Annotated in this window: 18 protein-coding genes; 1 reads left to right on the top strand and 17 read right to left on the bottom strand. The window is 53.4% G+C overall.

The genetic code is table 11. The features are described from left to right. Window positions 1–47 precede the first annotated feature (47 nt). The 17 genes from accA to rpsB form a co-directional block, all read right to left on the bottom strand. A complete protein-coding gene (gene accA, locus AC4ICF_RS04245; RefSeq protein ID WP_013095666.1) occupies window positions 48–1,007 on the bottom strand; it encodes an acetyl-CoA carboxylase carboxyl transferase subunit alpha in 960 nt (319 codons plus the stop codon). 12 nt (window positions 1,008–1,019) lie between these two features. Next, on the bottom strand, window positions 1,020–4,502 hold the full coding sequence (gene dnaE / locus AC4ICF_RS04240; protein WP_316380900.1) for a DNA polymerase III subunit alpha: 3,483 nt from the start codon (window positions 4,500–4,502) through the stop codon (window positions 1,020–1,022). 38 nt (window positions 4,503–4,540) lie between these two features. Continuing rightward, window positions 4,541–5,137: a ribonuclease HII gene (rnhB, locus tag AC4ICF_RS04235; protein WP_061099164.1), complete on the bottom strand. Its 597-nt coding sequence runs from the start codon at window positions 5,135–5,137 to the stop codon at window positions 4,541–4,543. Beyond that, window positions 5,134–6,282: a lipid-A-disaccharide synthase gene (gene lpxB / locus AC4ICF_RS04230; RefSeq protein WP_316380901.1), complete on the bottom strand. Its 1,149-nt coding sequence runs from the start codon at window positions 6,280–6,282 to the stop codon at window positions 5,134–5,136. The genes rnhB and lpxB overlap by 4 nt, the downstream gene beginning before the upstream one ends. Beyond that, the gene (lpxA, locus tag AC4ICF_RS04225; RefSeq protein ID WP_023310462.1) at window positions 6,282–7,070 is read right to left on the bottom strand and encodes an acyl-ACP--UDP-N-acetylglucosamine O-acyltransferase; all 789 of its coding nucleotides are present in this window, start codon (window positions 7,068–7,070) and stop codon (window positions 6,282–6,284) included. Before lpxA ends, lpxB begins: the two co-directional genes overlap by 1 nt. Before the next feature lie 3 nt (window positions 7,071–7,073). Then, window positions 7,074–7,529: a 3-hydroxyacyl-ACP dehydratase FabZ gene (gene fabZ / locus AC4ICF_RS04220; protein ID WP_010426706.1), complete on the bottom strand. Its 456-nt coding sequence runs from the start codon at window positions 7,527–7,529 to the stop codon at window positions 7,074–7,076. Window positions 7,530–7,631: 102 nt separating this feature from the next. Next, entirely contained in the window at window positions 7,632–8,657 is a 1,026-nt protein-coding gene (gene lpxD / locus AC4ICF_RS04215; RefSeq protein WP_041911190.1) for a UDP-3-O-(3-hydroxymyristoyl)glucosamine N-acyltransferase, read from the bottom strand. 3 nt (window positions 8,658–8,660) lie between these two features. After that, window positions 8,661–9,155, bottom strand: a complete 495-nt coding sequence (gene skp, locus AC4ICF_RS04210; RefSeq protein WP_014882635.1) for a molecular chaperone Skp — start codon at window positions 9,153–9,155, stop codon at window positions 8,661–8,663. A 122-nt stretch (window positions 9,156–9,277) separates the two neighbouring features. Beyond that, complete coding sequence (bamA, locus tag AC4ICF_RS04205; protein ID WP_491466151.1) at window positions 9,278–11,695, bottom strand: outer membrane protein assembly factor BamA; 2,418 nt, start codon at window positions 11,693–11,695, stop codon at window positions 9,278–9,280. 31 nt (window positions 11,696–11,726) lie between these two features. Beyond that, window positions 11,727–13,079 carry a sigma E protease regulator RseP gene (gene rseP / locus AC4ICF_RS04200; protein WP_320720901.1) on the bottom strand — a complete coding sequence of 451 codons (1,353 nt, stop codon included), beginning with the start codon at window positions 13,077–13,079 and terminating at the stop codon, window positions 11,727–11,729. A gap of 11 nt (window positions 13,080–13,090) precedes the next feature. Continuing rightward, window positions 13,091–13,948, bottom strand: coding sequence for a phosphatidate cytidylyltransferase (gene cdsA / locus AC4ICF_RS04195; protein WP_116343998.1), 858 nt, complete (start codon window positions 13,946–13,948; stop codon window positions 13,091–13,093). A gap of 12 nt (window positions 13,949–13,960) precedes the next feature. After that, complete coding sequence (gene ispU, locus AC4ICF_RS04190; RefSeq protein WP_028015581.1) at window positions 13,961–14,719, bottom strand: (2E,6E)-farnesyl-diphosphate-specific ditrans,polycis-undecaprenyl-diphosphate synthase; 759 nt, start codon at window positions 14,717–14,719, stop codon at window positions 13,961–13,963. A gap of 186 nt (window positions 14,720–14,905) precedes the next feature. Beyond that, a complete protein-coding gene (gene ispC / locus AC4ICF_RS04185) occupies window positions 14,906–16,105 on the bottom strand; it encodes a 1-deoxy-D-xylulose-5-phosphate reductoisomerase (RefSeq protein ID WP_061099169.1) in 1,200 nt (399 codons plus the stop codon). A 95-nt stretch (window positions 16,106–16,200) separates the two neighbouring features. Then, complete coding sequence (gene frr / locus AC4ICF_RS04180) at window positions 16,201–16,758, bottom strand: ribosome recycling factor (protein WP_003856180.1); 558 nt, start codon at window positions 16,756–16,758, stop codon at window positions 16,201–16,203. Between the two features lie 167 nt (window positions 16,759–16,925). Further along, a complete protein-coding gene (pyrH, locus tag AC4ICF_RS04175; RefSeq protein ID WP_008501910.1) occupies window positions 16,926–17,651 on the bottom strand; it encodes a UMP kinase in 726 nt (241 codons plus the stop codon). A gap of 150 nt (window positions 17,652–17,801) precedes the next feature. After that, entirely contained in the window at window positions 17,802–18,653 is an 852-nt protein-coding gene (tsf, locus tag AC4ICF_RS04170) for a translation elongation factor Ts (RefSeq protein WP_028015579.1), read from the bottom strand. Between the two features lie 117 nt (window positions 18,654–18,770). Next, window positions 18,771–19,496 (bottom strand): 30S ribosomal protein S2, encoded by a 726-nt coding sequence (gene rpsB, locus AC4ICF_RS04165; protein ID WP_003856207.1) that lies wholly within the window; start codon window positions 19,494–19,496, stop codon window positions 18,771–18,773. Window positions 19,497–19,818: 322 nt separating this feature from the next. Here rpsB and map point away from each other — a divergent pair, with 322 nt between their 5' ends. Then, window positions 19,819–20,613, top strand: coding sequence for a type I methionyl aminopeptidase (gene map, locus AC4ICF_RS04160; protein ID WP_028015578.1), 795 nt, complete (start codon window positions 19,819–19,821; stop codon window positions 20,611–20,613). Window positions 20,614–20,650 lie beyond the last annotated feature (37 nt).

Here is a 20,650-nt window from a genome sequence, read left to right as displayed (position 1 = left end):
ATAAAAAAAGCCGCAACATCGTGCGGCTTTTCAGATAATTGTGAAGCTTATGCGTAACCGTAGGTCATCAGACGCTGGTAACGACGGTTGAGCAGATCTTCTTTGCTCAGGACGTCCAGATCGGCCAGGTCGGCCAGCAGCTGTGCTTTCAGGGAAGCAGCCATCACTTCCGGCTTACGATGCGCGCCGCCCAGAGGTTCCGGGATAACGGTGTCGATCAGCTTCAGCTCTTTCAGACGTGGCGCAATGATGCCCATCGCTTCAGCGGCCAGCGGCGCTTTGTCGGCGCTTTTCCACAGAATGGACGCACAGCCTTCCGGAGAGATAACGGAATAGGTGCTGTACTGCAGCATATTCACTTTATCACCCACGCCAATCGCCAGCGCACCGCCGGAACCACCCTCACCGATAACGGTGCAGATGACCGGAACCTTCAGGCGAGACATCTCCCGCAGGTTACGTGCGATGGCTTCAGACTGGCCACGCTCTTCCGCGCCCACGCCAGGGTATGCACCCGGAGTATCGATGAAGGTGATGATAGGCATATTGAAACGCTCGGCCATCTCCATCAGTCGCAGGGCTTTACGGTAGCCTTCTGGTGCTGGCATACCGAAGTTACGACGGATTTTCTCTTTGGTTTCACGGCCTTTCTGATGACCAATGATCATCACCGGGCGTCCGTCCAGACGCGCGATACCGCCGACGATAGCTTTGTCGTCAGCGTATGCGCGATCGCCTGCCAGTTCGTCAAATTCGTCAAACGCCAGGCGGACATAATCCAGGGTGTACGGACGCTGTGGGTGACGCGCCAGCTGGGCGATCTGCCATGCGCCGAGATCGGCAAAGATTTTGCGCGTCAGTTCTACGCTTTTTTCGCGCAGACGATGCACTTCTTCGTCGATGTTAATATCCAGTTTTTCATCCTGACGGCTTACCGCTGTCAGAGAATCGATTTTCGCTTCCAGCTCAGCAATCGGCTGTTCGAAATCAAGGAAATTCAGACTCATAGTATTCCTGTATTAGTCAAACTCCAGTTCCACCTGCTCCGAACCAATGAGGCCACGCAAATCGTTCAGTAAACGATCGCTCGGAGAGACACGCCACGTTGCGCCAAAGCGCAACCGCGCACGTGCATCCGCCCTCTGATAGTAGAGATGTACTGGAATGGTCCCCGAGCGGTGGGGTTCCAGAGACTGACGGAGTCGGTTTAAAAGCTGGTCATCAATTTGCCTGTCCGTCAGCGAGATAGCAAGCCCGCGAGCATATTTTTCCCGGGCTTCGTCAATGTCCATCACTTCGCGGGCGGTCATTTTAAGCCCCCCACTGAAGTCATCAAAGCTGACCTGTCCGCTGACGATAAGTATGCGGTCTTTTTCCAGCAATTGCTGGTATTTATCCAGCGCGTCGGTGAACAGCATCACCTCCAGACGCCCGGAACGGTCATCTAACGTACAGATGCCGATACGATTGCCGCGCTTGGTGACCATAACCCTTGCAGCAATCACGAGCCCCGCAGCCGTGGTGATTTTACCACGATCTGTCGGATGCATGTCTTTTAGCCTGTTGCCTCCGACATAGCGCTCAATTTCTTTGATGTACTGGTTGATCGGGTGTCCCGTCAGGTACAAACCTAACGTTTCACGTTCACCATCCAGCACCACCTGTTCTGGCCAGGGCTGACAGTTGGAGTAAGACTGCTCAATCTGCTCTGGCTCTTCCGCCAGTACGCCAAACATATCCGCCTGGCCAATGGCTTCCGCTTTCGCGTGCTGATCGGCTGCTTTCAGCGCATCGCCGAGAGAGTTCATCAGCGCGGCGCGGTGCGGCCCCAGCCTGTCGAACGCGCCGGACATGATCAGCTTTTCCAGCACGCGGCGGTTCAGTTTTTTGGTATCGGTACGGGCGCAGAGATCGAATAGCTCGCGGAAATAGCCGCCGTTGTTACGCGCTTCGATGATCGCCTCGATCGGCCCCTCACCCACGCCTTTGATCGCGCCGATCCCGTAGACGATCTCTCCGTCATCGTTGACGTGGAAATGATAAAGCCCGGAGTTAATATCCGGCGGCAGGATCTTCAGACCCATGCGCCAGCACTCATCCACGAGGCCTACCACCTTCTCGGTGTTGTCCATATCGGCGGTCATCACCGCCGCCATAAACTCAGCGGGATAGTGCGCTTTCAGCCACAGCGTCTGGTACGAAACCAAAGCATAGGCAGCGGAGTGGGATTTGTTAAACCCGTACCCGGCGAATTTCTCCACCAGGTCGAAGATTTTCATCGCCAGTTCGCCGTCAACGCCGTTTTTCTTCGCACCGTCTTCAAAAATAGAGCGCTGCTTGGCCATCTCTTCCGGTTTTTTCTTACCCATAGCACGACGCAGCATGTCCGCGCCGCCGAGGGTATAGCCGGAAAGCACCTGGGCAATCTGCATGACCTGTTCCTGATACAGGATGATGCCGTAGGTTGGCTCCAGTACCGGCTTCAGGCTTTCGTGCTGCCACTGCACGTCCGGGTAGGAAATCTCTTCGCGTCCGTGCTTACGGTCGATGAAGTTATCTACCATCCCTGACTGCAGCGGGCCCGGACGGAACAGGGCCACCAGTGCGATCATATCTTCGAAGCAGTCGGGCTGCAGGCGTTTAATCAGGTCTTTCATGCCGCGGGATTCAAGCTGGAAGACGGCTGTCGTCTCCGAGCGCTGCAGCATGTCGAAGCTTTTCTTGTCATCCAGCGGGATGGCCGCGATATCCAGCGGCGGCTCACCGTTCTTCTCGCGGCGGGCGTTGATCATCTCCAGCGCCCAGTTAATGATGGTCAGCGTGCGCAGGCCGAGGAAGTCGAACTTCACCAGCCCGGCGTATTCCACGTCGTTCTTATCGAACTGGGTGACCGGGTGCTGGCCCGCTTCGTCGCAGTAGAGCGGTGCAAAGTCGGTGATTTTGGTCGGGGCGATAACCACGCCCCCCGCGTGCTTACCGGCGTTACGCGTCACGCCTTCAAGCTTACGCGCCATGTCGATCAGCGCTTTGACTTCTTCGTCAGCTTCGTAGATTTCCGGCAGCTGCGGCTCGGCTTCAAACGCTTTTGCCAGCGTCATGCCCGGATCGGGCGGTACCAGCTTAGAAATACGATCGACAAAACCGTACGGGTGACCCAGCACGCGGCCCACGTCGCGGATAACCGCTTTCGCCGCCATGGTGCCGAAGGTAATGATCTGCGAAACCGCGTCACGGCCGTACATATCGGCTACGTGCTCGATAACCTGGTCGCGTTTTTCCATGCAGAAGTCGACGTCAAAGTCGGGCATGGAAACACGTTCCGGGTTGAGGAAGCGTTCGAACAGCAGGTCAAATTCCAGCGGATCGAGGTCGGTGATTTTCAGCGCATACGCCACCAGCGAGCCCGCCCCCGAGCCACGGCCCGGACCAACCGGAACGCCGTTATCCTTCGACCACTGGATAAACTCCATTACGATCAGGAAGTAGCCGGGGAAGCCCATCTGGTTAATCACCTGAAGTTCAATATCCAGGCGTTCGTCATACTCCGGACGACGTTTTTTACGCTCTTCTTCATCCGGGAACAGGAATTCGAGACGCTCTTCCAGACCTTCTTTCGATTTCATGACCAGGAAATCTTCCGTGGTCATGTCCCCCGTCGGGAACTGCGGCAGGAAATATTCGCCGAGGCGCACGGTCACGTTACAGCGCTTGGCAATCTCCACGCTGTTTTCCAGCGCTTCCGGAATGTCGGAGAAGAGCTCGCACATCTCCTCTTCGCTGCGCATGTACTGCTGCGATGAGTAGTTGCGTGGACGTTTCGGATCGTCGAGGGTGAAGCCATCGTGGATAGCAACGCGAATTTCGTGCGCGTCAAAATCACCGGACTCCAGGAAACGCACGTCATTCGTCGCCACAACGGGCAAGCCGCGCTCTTCTGCCAGCGCGACAGCAGCGTGCAGATAGTTCTCTTCATCCTGCCGACCGGTTCGAATCAGTTCCAGATAGTAACGATTCGGGAAGTACTCTTCATAGAACGAGACGCATTGATCCACCAGCGCGCTGTTACCGCGCAGCAGTGATTTACCGACATCGCCCATGCGGCCACCGGAGATCAACAGCAGCCCTTCGTTCAGTTCAGCCAGCCATTCCCTGTCAATCCACGGGCCCAGTGCGCCGTAACCGCGCTGATAGGCTTTTGAGATAAGCAGGGTAAGGTTTTGGTAGCCCGTATTGTTCATGGCTAACACGGAGATTTGCGTCAGCTCATCGCCGATGAGATCGCTCTGCACATGAAAATCCGCACCGACGATAGGCTTCATTCCCGCGCCATGCGCCGTTCCGTAGAACTTCACCAGGCCACACAGGTTGGTAAAATCGGTGATCGCCAGCGCGGGCATGCCCAGAGAGGCCGCCTTTTTTACCAGCGGCCCGGTCTTCGCCAGCCCATCGATCATGGAATAGTCGCTATGCACCCGCAGGTGTACGAAACGTGGTTCAGCCATCTTCAGATTCCGCGTTACTTAATTGCTTGCGTATTGATTCAGGACACCAGTCCCAGCGCGCGCTTCACCGGGCCAAAACTGCGCCGATGATGTTCGGTTGCGCCATGTTCAGCCAGCTTTTCCAGATGGAAAGCCGTTGGATACCCCTTATGCTGGCCGAAACCATACTGAGGATAAGTAAGGTCCAGCGCGGCCATTTCGGCATCGCGCGTCACTTTGGCAATAATAGAAGCTGCACTGATCTCTGCGACGCGACTGTCGCCTTTAACGACGGCCATAGAAGGCATAGGCAGCGCCGGGCAACGGTTACCGTCGATCAGCACATATTCAGGCACAACCTTCAGGCCAGCAACAGCTCGCTGCATTGCCAGCATCGTGGCGTGGAGAATATTCAGATCGTCAATCTCATTCGGCTCTGCGCGCCCAACGCTCCAGGCCAGCGCCTTCTCTTTAATTTCATCGAACAGTGCCAGGCGGCGCTTCTCACTCAGTTTTTTTGAGTCATTCAGACCAATAATCGGGCGCGTTGGATCGAGGATCACCGCCGCGGTCACCACGGCCCCCACCAGCGGGCCGCGTCCGACCTCATCCACTCCGGCAACGAGGTGCGTGTGGGGATAAATAAATTCCATCATTTTGCTAACTCCAGCACTGCATCAGCCGCTTGCTCATCAGCATTACAGCGGATCAGCTGGTGCAGTTCACGGAAGGTATCGTGCATCTGGTGGCTGGTCTTGCCGTTGGCCAGCAGCGGCAGCAGGGCATCCGCCAGCGCCTGCGGCTGGCACTCATCCTGCAGCAGCTCTTTTACCAGCTCGCGCCCGGCAAGCAGATTTGGCAGGGAGACATAATCCGTTTTCACCAGACGTTTTGCCAGCCAGAAGGTAAACGGCTTCATACGATAACCGACCACCATCGGGCATTTCGCCAGCATACACTCCAGCGCCGCCGTACCAGAGGCCAGCAGAGCGGCATCGCTCGCGTACATGGCTTCCCGTCCTTTTCCGTCGAGAAGACGGACGTGAAGACCGGGGGCGACTTCGGCTTTGATGCGCTCAAACTGCTCGCGGCGTTTGGCATTCACCAGCGGCACAACCACTTCAAGATCGGGATAGGTCTGGCGAAGAATCTGCGCGGTCTTCAGGAAATCAGCGCTCAGCATCTCTACCTCTGCGCCACGGCTGCCCGGCAGCAGCGCCAGACAGTGCACATCGTGCGGGATGCCCAGCGCGTCGCGCGCCGCGTTTTTATCCGGATCCAACGGCATCGCATCCGCCATGGTATGACCGATAAAACGGCACGGAACATTAAATCTGTCGTAAAACGCTTTTTCGAAAGGCAGGAAAGCCAGCACCAGGTTGGTGGACCGTCCGATTTTGAAAACGCGTTTCTGTCGCCACGCCCACACGGACGGACTGACATAGTGAATGGTTTTGATGCCCTGCTTTTTCAGATTACCTTCGAGGGTAATGTTGAAATCGGGTGCATCGATACCGACGAACACATCGGGTTTGAGTTCGGTAAAGCGGCGGGTGAGATCGGCACGAATATGCAGCAAGCGTCGCAGGCGCCCCAGCACCTCAACGATGCCCATAACGGCCAGCTCTTCCATTTCATACCAGGCTTCACAGCCTTCGGCCTGCATCAGCGGGCCCGCTACGCCCACAAAGCGAGCATTGGGTACACGCGCCTTAAGCGCACGGATGAGACCTGCACCAAGAATATCGCCGGAGGTTTCTCCGGCGACCAGGGCTATCGTAAGCGGACGACTGTCGACCATTAACGAATCAGGCCCCTTGTTGAACGGTCAAAGAACTCCATGAACGCGTTCACTTCAGGATGCTTGTTCGCCAGTTCGGCAATTTCCGGCTTCGCCTCTTCCAGCGTTTTACCACTACGGTACAGCAATTTGTACGCGTTGCGGATGGCGGTAATCGCTTCGCGGCTAAAACCACGACGCTTGAGGCCTTCGATGTTCACGCCAAACGGCGTGGCATGGTTGCCCTGCGCAATCACATACGGTGGGACGTCCTGCGCCACACCGGAGCATCCGCCGACCATCACGTGTGCACCAATGATGCAGAACTGATGGACTGCGGTCATGCCGCCAATAATTGCGAAGTCATCAACCGAAACGTGTCCTGCCAGCGTTGCGTTGTTGGCAAGAATACAGCGGTCACCCACGGTACAGTCGTGCGCGATATGCGCATTAACCATAAACAGGTTGTCGCTGCCCACCTTCGTCAACCCACCACCCTGCACGGTTCCACGATGAATGGTGACGCTTTCGCGAATGCGGTTACGATCGCCAATTTCCAGACGGGTCGACTCACCAGCATATTTCAGATCCTGGTTAACTTCGCCGATGGAAGCGAACTGATAGATCTCGTTATTGCAGCCAATGGTCGTGTGACCATTCACGACAACGTGAGATTTCAGTACTGTACCCTCACCAATTTCGACATGGGGTCCAACAATACAGAACGGGCCAATGTGGACATTAGCACCAATGATGGCACCGGTTTCCACAATAGCGGTAGGATGAATAAAGGCGGATTTATCAATCACGTATCAGGACTCCCGGCTACGAGCACACATCATCGTCGCTTCGCAAACAACTTTGCCGTCAACCAGCGCTACGCCTTTGAAGCGAGTCAGGCCACGACGCGTTTTTTCAAAAGTGACTTCCATGATCATCTGATCGCCAGGCACGACAGGACGCTTGAAGCGCGCTTCATCAATACCTGCGAAGTAATACAGTTCACCCGGCTCCAGCTTACCGACGCTTTTAAACGCCAGAATACCGGTAGCCTGAGCCATCGCTTCCAGAATCAACACACCCGGGAAGATAGGCTTACCCGGGAAGTGTCCCTGGAAGAACGGTTCGTTCACGGAAACATTTTTCACTGCGCGCAGAAAACGACCTTCTTCAAAATCCAGCACGCGGTCTACCAGCAGAAACGGGTAGCGGTGCGGCAGAAGTTCTAAAATCTCTTCAATATGCAGAGTATGAGTGTCAGTAGTCAAAATACTCTTCCTGTCAAAATGTACTGATAACAATAATAACACGGCCTGCCGGTTTATTAGAAAGCCGACAGGCCGGGAAAGATAGCGTTAAACGGGTGACGTTTAGTCTTGTTGATCGATCTTACGCTCAAGAGACTTGAGTCGCTTGCTCATATCATCAATGTTCATCACCAGAGCTGCTGTTTTACGCCATACCTTGTTGGGTTGCAGCGGAATACCGGAGGAATAGACGCCAGGTTCAGTGATAGGACGCATTACCATGCCCATACCCGTCACCGTCACCTTGTCGCATATTTCCATATGGCCATTAATCACGCTCGCGCCGCCAATCATGCAGTAACGACCAATTTTCAGGCTGCCCGCCATGATGACGCCCCCCGCAACCGCGGTATTGTCGCCAATCACAACGTTATGCGCAATCTGGCACTGGTTATCGATGATAACACCATTACCAATGATCGTGTCGTCGAGTGCACCACGGTCGATCGTTGTACAGGCCCCGATCTCCACGCGATCGCCAATAATAACGCGACCAAGCTGCGGGATCTTAACCCAGTTACCGCGATCGTTCGCGTAGCCAAAGCCATCAGAACCAATCACGGTACTGGACTGGACGAGGCAATTTTCGCCGATTTCAACTTCATGATAAACGGACACATTGGCCCATAAACGGGTTCCAGCGCCGATTTTCGTATTTTTCCCAACAAAGCATCCAGGGCCAATGACGACGTTATCGCCCAGCTCAACGCCAGATTCAATAACCGCATTCGCGCCAACGGCCACGTTGTTACCCAGCTTAGCCGTCGGATCAATCGCTGCGCTGGCAGCAATGTTCTGCGCCGGCTGCGGCGTGGTATCAAGAATTTGAGCCATGCGTGCATACGTCAGGTAGGGATTTTTCACTACCAGCGCGCTTCCAGTGGCAAAGGGAAGATCGTCCTGCGTCAGAACAACAGCTGACGCCTGGCATTGAGCCAGTTGTTCACGGTACTTAGGGCTTACCATGAAGGTAATCGTGCCAGCTTTAGCAGATTGCATGGACGCAACAGCGGTGATGACGATATCGCCATCACCGTGTAATTCTGCATCCAACTGCTGAGCTAAATCAGCCAGTCGAATTGAAGGCATTACTTATTTAACCTGTTTCAGAACATCAGCGGTGATGTCTTTAACATCGCTGCTGTTGAAAGCAACGGCGTTCGCATCAACAACCAGATCGATGCTCTGATCGGCAGCAACTGCTTTAACAGCAGTCTGAATGCGAGTCACCAGCTTGCCACGCTCTTCGTTAGAACGACGCTGACGATCCTGCTCGAAAGCCTGCGCTTTCTGGGAGAAGGTCTGGCGCTGAGCCATAACGTCTTTTTCCAGTTTGCTGCGATCGCTTGCTTTCATGGTAGAACCATCACGCTGCAGACGCTGCATTTTGGACTGAAGATCGCCTTCCATACGCTGCAGTTCGCTCGCACGGCCTTTGAATTCGTTTTCCAGCGTCGCAGAAACACCCGTTTTCTGTGCAACCTGCTGAAACAAATTACCCATGTTGACGATTGCGATTTTGTCTGCTGCCTGAGCAGAAGTTGCCATCGCTAAACCGAGACCTGCAGCTAATAACCACTTTTTCACAATTAACTCCTTACCATCCCATTGGCACCAGAAGGTACCGTTCTTTGCGTGGCAAGGCGACCGTTTGACCGATCGCCGGTTGTCAGCGCTACACTGCCAACGCATTCCGTTGCAGCGGATTATTACCAGGTTTTACCAATGTTAAACTGGAATTGCTCCGCTTTGTCTCCATCGTATTTCTTAAACGGCTGGGCGTAGGAGAAGACCAACGGCCCCAGCGGTGACATCCATTGTAATGCGATACCGGCAGACATGCGAATATTGCTCGGATCGCTGTAGTCTGGAACGCCAGCCAGACGCATCTGCTCAGTATTCTGCCAGTTGGTATCCCACACCGTACCCGCATCCCAGAAGAAGGATGTACGTACGGAGTTCGCGTATTTATCACTGATAAATGGCGTTGGGGTGATGAACTCCAGGCTGGCCACGGCCATGGCGTTACCGCCTACCGCATCATCAGAGCTACATACTTGTTTTGGATCACGGCTTGCGCAGTTATCTTCATCATTACCGCCGTAATAAACCGCTTTCGGACCAATGTTGTTGGACTGGAAGCCACGCACGGTACTTGAACCACCCGCGTAGAAGTTCTCATAGAACGGCAACTCTTTACTGCCGATACCGTCACCATAGCCCCAACGGGTACGACCCAGAACCACCCACTTGTGATCGTCATCAATTGGGAAGTAGGACGCGGTATCCAGCGTCACCTTGTAGAATTCGTTATCGGAACCAGGAATGGTCACCTTACCGTTCAGGTTGACGCGAGAGCCTTCCGTTGGGAAGTAACCGCGGTCAAGACGGTTGTAAGTCCAGCCGTAGTTGAAGGTGAAGTCATCTGCAGCAAAACCGTTGTCATCGCTGGATGTGCTTGCAGACTGGCCGATAGAGTCCAGATAACGCCACATCGCCACCTGCGGCTGCATGTTGGACAGGTCGTTATGCACGTAACCTAAGCCCGCGCGCAGGGTGTTGTATTCGTTAACCGGGAAGCCAAGCGTTCCGTCCACACCGTAACTTTTATTGGTGTAGGAAGACAGATCTGCATCATCCGCTTTAAAGTCGTTATAGAAGATACGACCGCCCAGGCTCACACCGTCAACGGTGAAGTATGGGTTAGTAACGGAGAACTCAGAGTAGGTCTGGTAGTCGTTTTTGGTACCGTTAATACCAACAGAGTAACCCGTACCCAGCCAGTTATCCTGCTGGACGCCCACCTGGAAACTCACGCCGCTTTCCGTGCCGTAGCCCACGCCGAAGTTAAAGCTACCGGTGTTACGCTCTTTCACTTTATAAACGACATCAACCTGATCCGGGCTCCCCGGTACACGCTGGGTTTCAGTGTCTACAGTTTCAAAATAGCCCAGACGGTTCAGACGCTCTTTACCCTGGTCGACCAGGTCGCTGCCCAGCCACGCACCTTCCATCTGGCGCATTTCGCGGCGCAAAACGGAGTCTTTGGAGGTGTCGTTACCGACGAAGCGGATCTTACGCACGTAGAAACGGTTGCCCGCATCAACGTTAACGTGCAGCTTAACGGTTTTATCTGCGTCGTTGATTTCTGGTTGAGTCTGTACGCGCGGATAGGCGTAACCATAGCGGCCGAGCAGCTTCTTAATACTGTCTTCCATTTTGGTGACTTTGGAGCCGCTATACAGATCGCCCGGCTGAATTTTGGTCAGCGATTCGATCTCAGCAGAATGCCCCACCAGGTTACCACTCACTTCAACACCGGAAAGCTTGTACTGATCGCCTTCAGTGATGTTAACCGTAATGTAGATACCTTTCTTGTCCGGAGTCAGACTGACCTGAGTCGAGTCGATGTTGAAGCGGGCATAACCGCGATCCAGATAGTAGCTGCGCAGGGTTTCAAGGTCGCCCGCCAGTTTCTGCTTCTGGTATTTACGATCGCCAACTACGTTCCACCACGGCACTTCATCGCGCAGCTGGAAGGTCGAGATCAGTTCGTCGGTGCTGAACGCGTGGTTACCCACAATGTTGATCTGCTGGATCTTCGCAGAAACACCTTCCTGGAAGACCAATTTCAGGTCAACACGGTTACGTGGCAGCGGAGTGACAACCGCTTTCACGCTGGCGCTGTATTTACCGACGCTGTAGTAGAAGTCTTCCAGACCTTTTTCAATGTCTGAAAGGGTTGTGCGGTCCAGAGATTCACCCACACGAACACCCGATGCTTCAAGGTTTTGCTTGAGCATGTCATCTTTCACCGACTTGTTACCGGAGAAAGTGATACTGGCGATCGTTGGACGTTCTTTTACCTGTACCAGCAGCGTATCACCATCGCGCAGGACGCGGACGTCCTCAAAGTTGCCGGTGGCAAACAGAGCACGGATGGTGTTACTGATATCATCATCATTAACCGTATCGCCGGGGCGCACAGGCATACTGAGGAGGGCCGCACCAACGGCGACACGCTGAAGGCCTTCGAAATGAATGTCTTTCACTACGAACCCGTCAGCACCGTATACGGTGGCGCTGCTAAACAGCAGCGACGCTATGAGCAACTTTTTCATCGCCATCGTTATTATGCGTTCTTCCTAACTAACTCTCTTACAACCGAGAGAAATCATTGAAAAGTGCAAGCCCCATTAACAGCACCAGCAAAATCGAGCCAATGCGATAACTAAAGTCTTGAACTCGCTCGGATACCGGTCCGCCTTTTAGCTTTTCAATCGCTAAAAACAGCAGATGACCCCCGTCTAAAACGGGAAGCGGGAACAGGTTGATAATCCCAAGGTTCACGCTAATAAGCGCGAGGAACATGAGATAGTAAATCACCCCGAACTCCGCTGACATCCCAGCCCCCTGAGCAATCGAGATTGGCCCACTGAGGTTGTTCAGTTTCACATCACCGGTTATCAATTTCCCCAACATGTTGACCGTCAGCTTCATCAGTTGCCATGTTTTATCCGTGGCTTCAAGAATGGCGCTGAACGGCCCATACTGGCGTATTGTCTTGTACTCATCTGGCAGCGGGATCACTTTTGGCACAACGCCTGCAAACCCTTCTGCCTTTTTGCCGACCGACTTCGTATCCGGGATCAGCGTCAGCGAAAGCGGACTACCTTGCCTTTCAACTTCCAGCGCGAGGGACGTCCCCGGATTATCGCGCACCAGAGTAACAAAGGTCATCCACTCTGTTAATGGTTGACCATCGACTTTAACGATCCTGTCGCCAGCTTGCAAACCCGCTTTACTCGCCGCCGAATTTGCCTGTACTTCGGCTAACACCGGCTCAATCTGCGGGCCGCGGGGACGAATGCCCAGCGCAGCGACGGGATCCTCTTTGTCTGGCTCGAAACGCCAGTGGCGTAAATCCAGTACTTTGTCCTGACGCGCGTCTGACCCAAACGGCGATACGCTGATGGTTGTCTGCGGATCGCCAATTTTGGCTACCAGCTGCAGTCGCACGGCATCCCAATCAGGGGTTTCGATGCCATCAATCGCTTTAAGTTCCATCCCGGACGTAATTTGCGCACTCGCCGCGATGGAGTCAGGAGCAATCTCACCCACTACCGGACGCACGCCAGGGACGCCGATGATAAACACCAGCCAGTAAGCGAAAATCGCAAAGATGAAGTTGGCTACCGGTCCGGCAGCAATGATGGCGGCGCGTTGTCCAACGGTTTTGTTGTTAAACGCACTGTGTCGCAGTTCAGGAGCGACAGGCTCAACGCGTTCGTCGAGCATTTTGACGTAGCCGCCAAGCGGGATAAGGGCGATGACAAATTCCGTGCCGTGACGGTCGGTGCGCGTCCAGAGTGATTTGCCAAAACCAATGGAGAATCGCTCTACCCGCACACCACAACGGCGAGCAACCCAGAAATGGCCAAATTCATGCACGGTAATCAGTACACCCAGTGCAACAATGAACGCCGCCAGATTCCAGAGAATGCTCAGCATAAAACCTTCCGTTAAATCGTCCCGAATACCAGTAAAAGCAGGCAAGCAAATACTGGAACAGCCGCTGTCAGGCTGTCAATGCGATCCAGTATACCGCCATGCCCTGGAATAAGATGTCCGCTGTCCTTAATCCCTGCTTCACGCTTAAACATACTTTCGGTTAAATCACCGAGCACTGAGGCAAGTGCAGCAAAAATCGAGCACACCAGCAGTATTGACGGTGCTACGGCCAGATCTGCCCAGACGCCATAGCCCCAGGAGATGATCGCTGCCGTAAACAAGCCGCCGATGAAGCCTTGCCAGGTTTTACCCGGAGAAACTTTTGGTGCCAGTTTATGTTTGCCAAACAGTTTACCAAACATATAGGCCCCGGAGTCAGCCCCCCAGACGAGAATCATCACATAAAGCAGCCAGATCGCACCGCTGTAATGGTTTTCGTCATAGTGCCAGGCTCGCAGCGCGACCATGCCCCAGAAAAACGGAACAATGGTGAGCAAACCAAAAATCAGTCGCAGCACTTTTGAATGACGCCATAATGCCGCGGAGCCTGGATAAAAAAGAACCAGCAACAGCGCGGCAACCCACCAGGCCAACGATATCCACAAGGAGCCGGCAACCAGCGGTTGATGAATATCATGGTGATATTCAGGCAACGTAAACAGCATTATGGCCAGGATAAAGCCACAGAGTACCGCAAGCCATACTCGCTGGCTGCGCGAGGTAAAGCCGCTAAACTGTCCCCATTCCCACGCGGCGAGCATGCACACCACCAGCGTAACAATGGCGAATCCCACCGGGGGCAGTAAAAACAGCGCCGCAATGACAATGGGTATTAAAACAAAAGCGGAAATCAGGCGATACTTCAGCAAAAGCTACCCCCATCAGGCTTTGTCGCCACCTGGCTCGGTGCCGCCGAAACGACGCTCTCGATTGGCAAAGGCATGCAGCGCACCTTCAAAGTCTTGTTCATCAAAATCGGGCCAAAGAACATCCGTAAAGTAAAGTTCAGCATAGGCAATTTGCCATATCAAAAAGTTACTTATGCGATGTTCCCCCCCTGTCCTAATTACCAAATCCACAGGTGCCAGTTCATTCATGCAGATTTGCTTGCTCAGCGCCTCTTCATCAATCTGGTCGGGTCTCAACAGCCCTTCCTGAACCTGTTCGGCCAGATGCCGAACGCCCTGGATAATATCCCAGCGTCCACCGTAATTCGCCGCAACGTTGAGCGTCAGACCGGTATTATTTTCAGTCAGCGCTTCTGCTTTACGAATCCGCTCCTGCAAACGTGAGTTAAAACGACTGGTATCGCCAATGATGCGCAGGCGAACGTTGTGGCGGTGCAGGCTTTTTACTTCGCTGTCTAGCGCCCACACAAACAATTCCATCAACGCAGTCACTTCCTGCGGAGGTCGATTCCAGTTTTCACTGCTAAAAGCATAGAGCGTTAACGCATCAATGCCGTTATTAGCGGCAAAAGAAACGGCACGGCGAACAGATTTCGCTCCCGCTTTATGCCCAAAGGCTCGTATTTTCCCTTGTCTTTTCGCCCAGCGCCCGTTGCCATCCATGATGATTGCTACATGACGGCAGCCATGAGCTGGCAAGTTTTCGCTTATTGGTTGATTCGCAGACAACATAACGCGTTTTTTGTCCCTGAAAAGGATTTAACGGTACTCAGGAATACTTAAGCCTGTACATAAAAAAGCCGTGTCAAACCACGGCTTACCTGACCACATAAAGTCAAATTCCTGCGATCAGGTGGCGCAGACTATATCACTGAAGCCCAACGCTAACAAATAGCACGACCACTAGTGCTTGCTTTATCACCAGCTTGCAAGACGTGTCACCTGTTTACGCGCAATATCACGAGCAGCTGTATCCACCGCCAGCACCTCTTCCACGCTTTGTGGCTCGCGCAAATCCATCATCTCCAGTACCGATAAATTTAACGTCGCGATATCGGTAAAACGGATCTGCTGATTCAGAAATGCGTCAACGGTAATTTCATTGGCTGCATTCAGTGCCGTCGTCGCCGCCTGCCCCTGGTCAAAGGCGTTCATTGCAAGCTTCAGACAAGGATAACGATCGTAGTCTGGTTCACTGAATGTCAGGGAACTGAGCTTACAGAAATCAAGCGGCTTAACGCCGGATTTCACCCGGTTTGGCCACGCCATTGAATGGGCAATAGGCGTACGCATATCCGGCTCGCCGAGCTGTGCCAGCACGCTGCCATCCTGATAGCGCACCATCGAGTGAATCACCGACTGCGGGTGGATCAGTACTTCCATCTGCTTCGCTGACGCATTAAACAGCCAGCGCGCTTCAATGTATTCCAGACCTTTGTTCATCATGGTGGCTGAGTCAACGGAGATTTTACGCCCCATTGACCAGTTCGGATGACGGCATGCCTGGTCCGGCGTCATTGCGCGCAGTTCAGACAGTGGCGTTTCACGGAACGGGCCACCAGACCCGGTAAGCAGAATCGACACGACGCCATTCTGCTCCAGGTCAGCGTACCCCAGGTTCTGTTGAAAAGGTTGCGGTAAACTCTGAAAAATGGCGTTGTGCTCGCTGTCAACCGGCAAAAGGCGCGCCCCACGCTGTTTTACCGCGTCCATAAACAGGCGGCCGCAGGTAACAAGCGACTCTTTATTGGCGAGCAAAACGTCTTTACCGGCATCGATCGCAGCAAGTGTCGGCAGCAGCCCGGCCGCTCCGACGATGGCCGCCATAACCTGGTCAACTTCATCCAGCGCAGCCATCTCGCAGGCCGCCTGCTGGCCGCTCAGCACCTCGGTTCGGCTGCCCTTTTCCCGCAGCTGGGCTTTCAGCAGACGCGCGCTCTCTTCGTCATCCATCACCGCGTAGCGGGGCATAAACTCCAGGCACTGCTCGACCATACGCTGCACATTCTTACCGGCCACCAGCGCTGTCACGGTGTAAAGTTCAGGATTATGGCGGACGACGTCGAGAGTACTGCAACCGATGGAGCCGGTTGAGCCGAGGAGTGTTAAATGCTTCATGAGATGCCCGAAAAAAGTTAGACCAGATAAAAGCAAAACGCCGCCAGCAAGACCCGAAGTCCCTCTGAACGGCGTTTATCAGTGTACGACAGAAATCAGAACTGCATCAGTTCCGCTTCTTTTTCTGCCAGCGCCGCATCAATTTTCTTGATGGCTGCGTCGGTCATTTTCTGAATGTCGTCCTGAGAACGACGATCGTCATCTTCGCTGATCTCTTTTTCTTTCAGCAGTGCTTTCACTTTATCGTTCGCATCACGGCGCACGTTACGCACGGAAACACGACCCTGCTCTGCTTCACCGCGAACCACTTTGATCAGGTCTTTACGACGTTCTTCCGTCAGCGGAGGCAGCGGAACGCGAATGTCAGCGCCCGCAGAACTTGGGTTCAGACCCAGGTCAGAGGCCATGATCGCTTTCTCAACGGCCGGGCTCATAGAGCGATCGAAGACGTTGATTTTCAGCGTACGGGTATCTTCAACCGTCACGCTCGCCAGCTGGCGCAGAGGCGTTGGCGTACCGTAGTATTCTACGATGATGCCATCCAGCAGGCTTGGGGAAGCACGGCCAGTACGGATTTTGCTGATTTGGTTTTTGAACGCTTCTACGCATTTGTCCATGCGTACTTCAGCATCTTTTCTGATGTCGTTAATCACGTTACGAATCCTTGAAAACTTGTCTCAGGCAGACTATCCGCCAGCACAGCGCTACAGGTGTGCTAAGTATAGTCGCGTTTAATTCATGACAACGCCAAAGGCGCGTCCAGGTAAGATACCACTACAAAGTAAAGCGGAATCTTACCTGTATTTATCGTCAACGGAAATTATTCCGTGATCAAAGTGCCTTCTTTTTCGCCCATGACCACGCGACGCAGTGCGCCAGGTTTGTTCATGTTGAAGACACGAATTGGCAATTTGTGGTCGCGAGCCAGCGTGAAGGCGGCAAGATCCATCACTTTCAGCTCTTTATCCAGCACTTCGCTGTAGCTCAGCTGATCGTACATGGTGGCAGAAGGATCTTTTGCCGGGTCGGCAGTAAACACGCCATCGACTTTGGTCGCTTTCAGTACCACATCAGCTTCGATCTCGATACCGCGCAGGCAGGCAGCGGAATCGGTCGTAAAGAACGGGTTACCCGTACCGGCGGAGAGGATCACCACGCGGTTGTTGCGCAGCAGGCTGATGGCCTCTGCCCAGCTGTAATTATCGCATACGCCATTCAGTGGAATCGCGGACATCAGGCGGGCGTTCACATAAGCGCGATGGAGCGCGTCACGCATTGCCAGGCCATTCATCACGGTTGCCAGCATACCCATGTGGTCGCCCACAACGCGGTTCATCCCCGCTTTCGCCAGACCAGCACCACGGAAAAGGTTGCCACCGCCAATGACCACGCCAACCTGGATACCCAGTTCGACCAGTTCTTTGATTTCCTGTGCCATGCGATCAAGGATGCTTGCGTCAATACCGAAGCCTTCCGATCCCTGCAGCGCTTCGCCACTCAGCTTAAGCAGAATGCGTTTGTACACGGGTTTTGCATTGGTAGCCATGTTTCTTTCCTGAGACTGTCAACGATTAAGATGGGAGTTAATTCTGGCGACATAATATGCCGCAAATCAGTACAGCGATACTGGAGCCTGTCTGATTTCCTGTGACGGGTGACAAAAAGAAGCCGCCCTCAGGCGGCTCCTTTTCAATCATTAAGACTGCTTGGACATTGCAGCAACTTCTGCTGCGAAGTCAGTCTCAACTTTCTCGATGCCTTCGCCCACTTCGAAGCGGATGAAGCCAGTTACGTCAGCGTTGTGCTCTTTCAGCAGCTGAGCAACAGACTTGCTTGGATCCATAACGAAAGGCTGGCCAGTCAGAGAAACTTCGCCGGTGAATTTCTTCATGCGGCCTTCAACCATTTTCTCTGCGATTTCTTTTGGCTTACCAGACTGCATCGCGATGTCCAGCTGAACCTGGTACTCTTTCTCTACCACTTCAGCAGACACGTCTTCTGGCTTAACGAATTCTGGTTTGCTTGCAGCGATGTGCATAGCCAGCTGTTTAACCAGCTCTTCGTCAGCGCCTTTAGCCGCAACCAGAACACCGATACGTGCGCCGTGCTGGTAAGAACCCAGTACTTCGCCTTCCAGGGAAGATACGCGACGGATGTTGATGTTCTCACCGATTTTAGCAACCAGCGCAACACGTTCTTCTTCGAACTGTGCTTTCAGAACTTCAACGTCAGTGATTTTGCCAGCAACAGCTGCGTCCAGAACTTTGTTCGCAAATGCCTGGAAACCGCCATCTTTAGCAACGAAGTCAGTCTGGCAGTTAACTTCCAGAATGATGCCGTAGGTGCCGTCGATTTTAGTGATGATCACGCCGTCAGCAGCAACGTTGCCTGCTTTCTTAGCTGCTTTGATCGCACCGGATTTACGCATGTTTTCGATTGCCAGCTCGATGTCGCCGTTCGCTTCAGTCAGCGCTTTTTTGCAATCCATCATGCCTGCGCCAGTACGCTCGCGCAGCTCTTTTACCAGGGATGCGGTAATTTCAGCCATTCTTAAATCCTCGGGAGATGTGAACTGCCCGGCCGGAGGCCAAACAGTGTAAATTGAAAAAAGGGGCCGATAATGGGCCCCTATTCATACACGGTACTAATAAGGGGTAAAACCTTATTATTCAGCTTCTACGAAGCTTTCTTCCGCCTGAGAAGCCAGATCCTGGGAACGGCCTTCACGAACGGTAGCAGCTACAGCGCTCAGGTACAGGCTAACAGCACGGATTGCGTCGTCGTTACCCGGGATAACGAAGTCAACACCGTCCGGATCGGAGTTGGTATCAACGATAGCGAATACCGGGATACCCAGGTTGTTAGCTTCTTTGATAGCGATGTGCTCGTGGTCTGCATCGATTACGAACAGCGCGTCTGGCAGGCCGCCCATATCTTTGATACCGCCCAGGCTGTTTTCCAGCTTGTCCAGTTCACGAGTGCGCATCAGCGCTTCTTTCTTAGTCAGCTTGTCGAAAGTACCGTCCTGAGACTGGGTTTCCAGATCTTTCAGGCGCTTGATGGACTGACGAACAGTTTTCCAGTTGGTCAGCATGCCGCCCAACCAGCGATGGTTCACGAAGAACTGGTCGCAGCTGTTAGCAGCATCTTTCACAGCTTCGCTTGCAGCGCGCTTAGTACCAACGAACAGAATCTTACCTTTACGGGAAGAGATCTTGTTCAGCTCAGCCAGGGCTTCGTTGAACATTGGTACAGTTTTCTCAAGGTTGATGATGTGAACTTTGTTACGCGCGCCGAAGATGAAAGGCTTCATTTTCGGGTTCCAGTAACGGGTCTGGTGACCGAAGTGAACACCAGCCTTGAGCATGTCGCGCATGGAAACAGTTGCCATGTTTTAAAACCTCTATATTGAAAGTTGGGGTTATGCCTCCACGTATCCCATATTACCGACCCCGAAGGGCACCCCGGAATATGTGCCGATACGTGTGTGTTGTTACACAAAGTGAGATTTGTCGCTTCCGTCCAGCCTGTGTATCTGAGATGGATCGGAAGTCCGGCGCGCTTTATACCACAAAACACGACCAGAAACCAACAGTTGTTGGCGGAGTGTGCTGTTAATGATTCTCAATTTGGCACGGAGCGTGCCTGACTGATACCATTGACGACACTTAGACTAGTATTGTCGAAAAAATCGACACCGATGGACAGATTACATGGCTATCTCTATTAAGACACCTGAAGAAATTGAAAAGATGCGCGTCGCCGGTCGTCTGGCCGCGGAAGTGCTGGAAATGATCGAGCCGTTCGTGAAGCCGGGCGTCAGCACCGGCGAACTGGATCGCATCTGTAATGACTATATCGTTAACGAGCAGCACGCGGTTTCCGCCTGTCTCGGCTACCACGGTTTCCCGAAATCCGTCTGCATCTCTATTAATGAAGTGGTTTGCCACGGTATTCCTGACGACGAAAAACTGCTGAAAGATGGCGACATCGTCAACATCGACGTGACCGTCATTAAAGACGAGTACCACGGTGACACCTCAAAAATGTTCATCGTTGGCAAACCAACGATTCTGGGCGAGCGTCTGTGCAAAGTGACGCAAGAGAGCCTTTACCTGGCGTTGAAAATGGTTAAACCGGGTATTCGCCTGCGCACCCTCGGTGCCGCAATTCAGAAATTTGTGGAAGCGGAAGGTTTCTCCGTGGTGCGCGAGTACTGCGGTCACGGCATTGGCCGCGTCTTCCATGAAGAACCGCAGGTTCTGCACTATGATGCCGATGACGGCGGCGTGGTACTGCAAAAAGGGATGACCTTCACCATCGAACCGATGGTCAACGCCGGTGACTACCGCATTCGCACCATGAAAGACGGCTGGACGGTGAAAACCAAAGACAGAAGCTTGTCTGCCCAGTACGAGCATACTATTGTGGTAACGGACAACGGCTGCGAAATTATGACGTTGCGCAAGGATGACACCATCCCGGCGATACTGACGAACATTGAGTGATAAGAAGCCGGCAAATGCCGGCTTTTTTAATGGCGAT

The sequence above is a fragment of the Enterobacter sp. ECC_219_Taxon_10 genome (assembly GCF_058354905.1).
The sequence above is the reverse complement of the archived record's forward strand: the minus strand, read 5'-3'. Positions and strand labels throughout refer to the sequence as shown.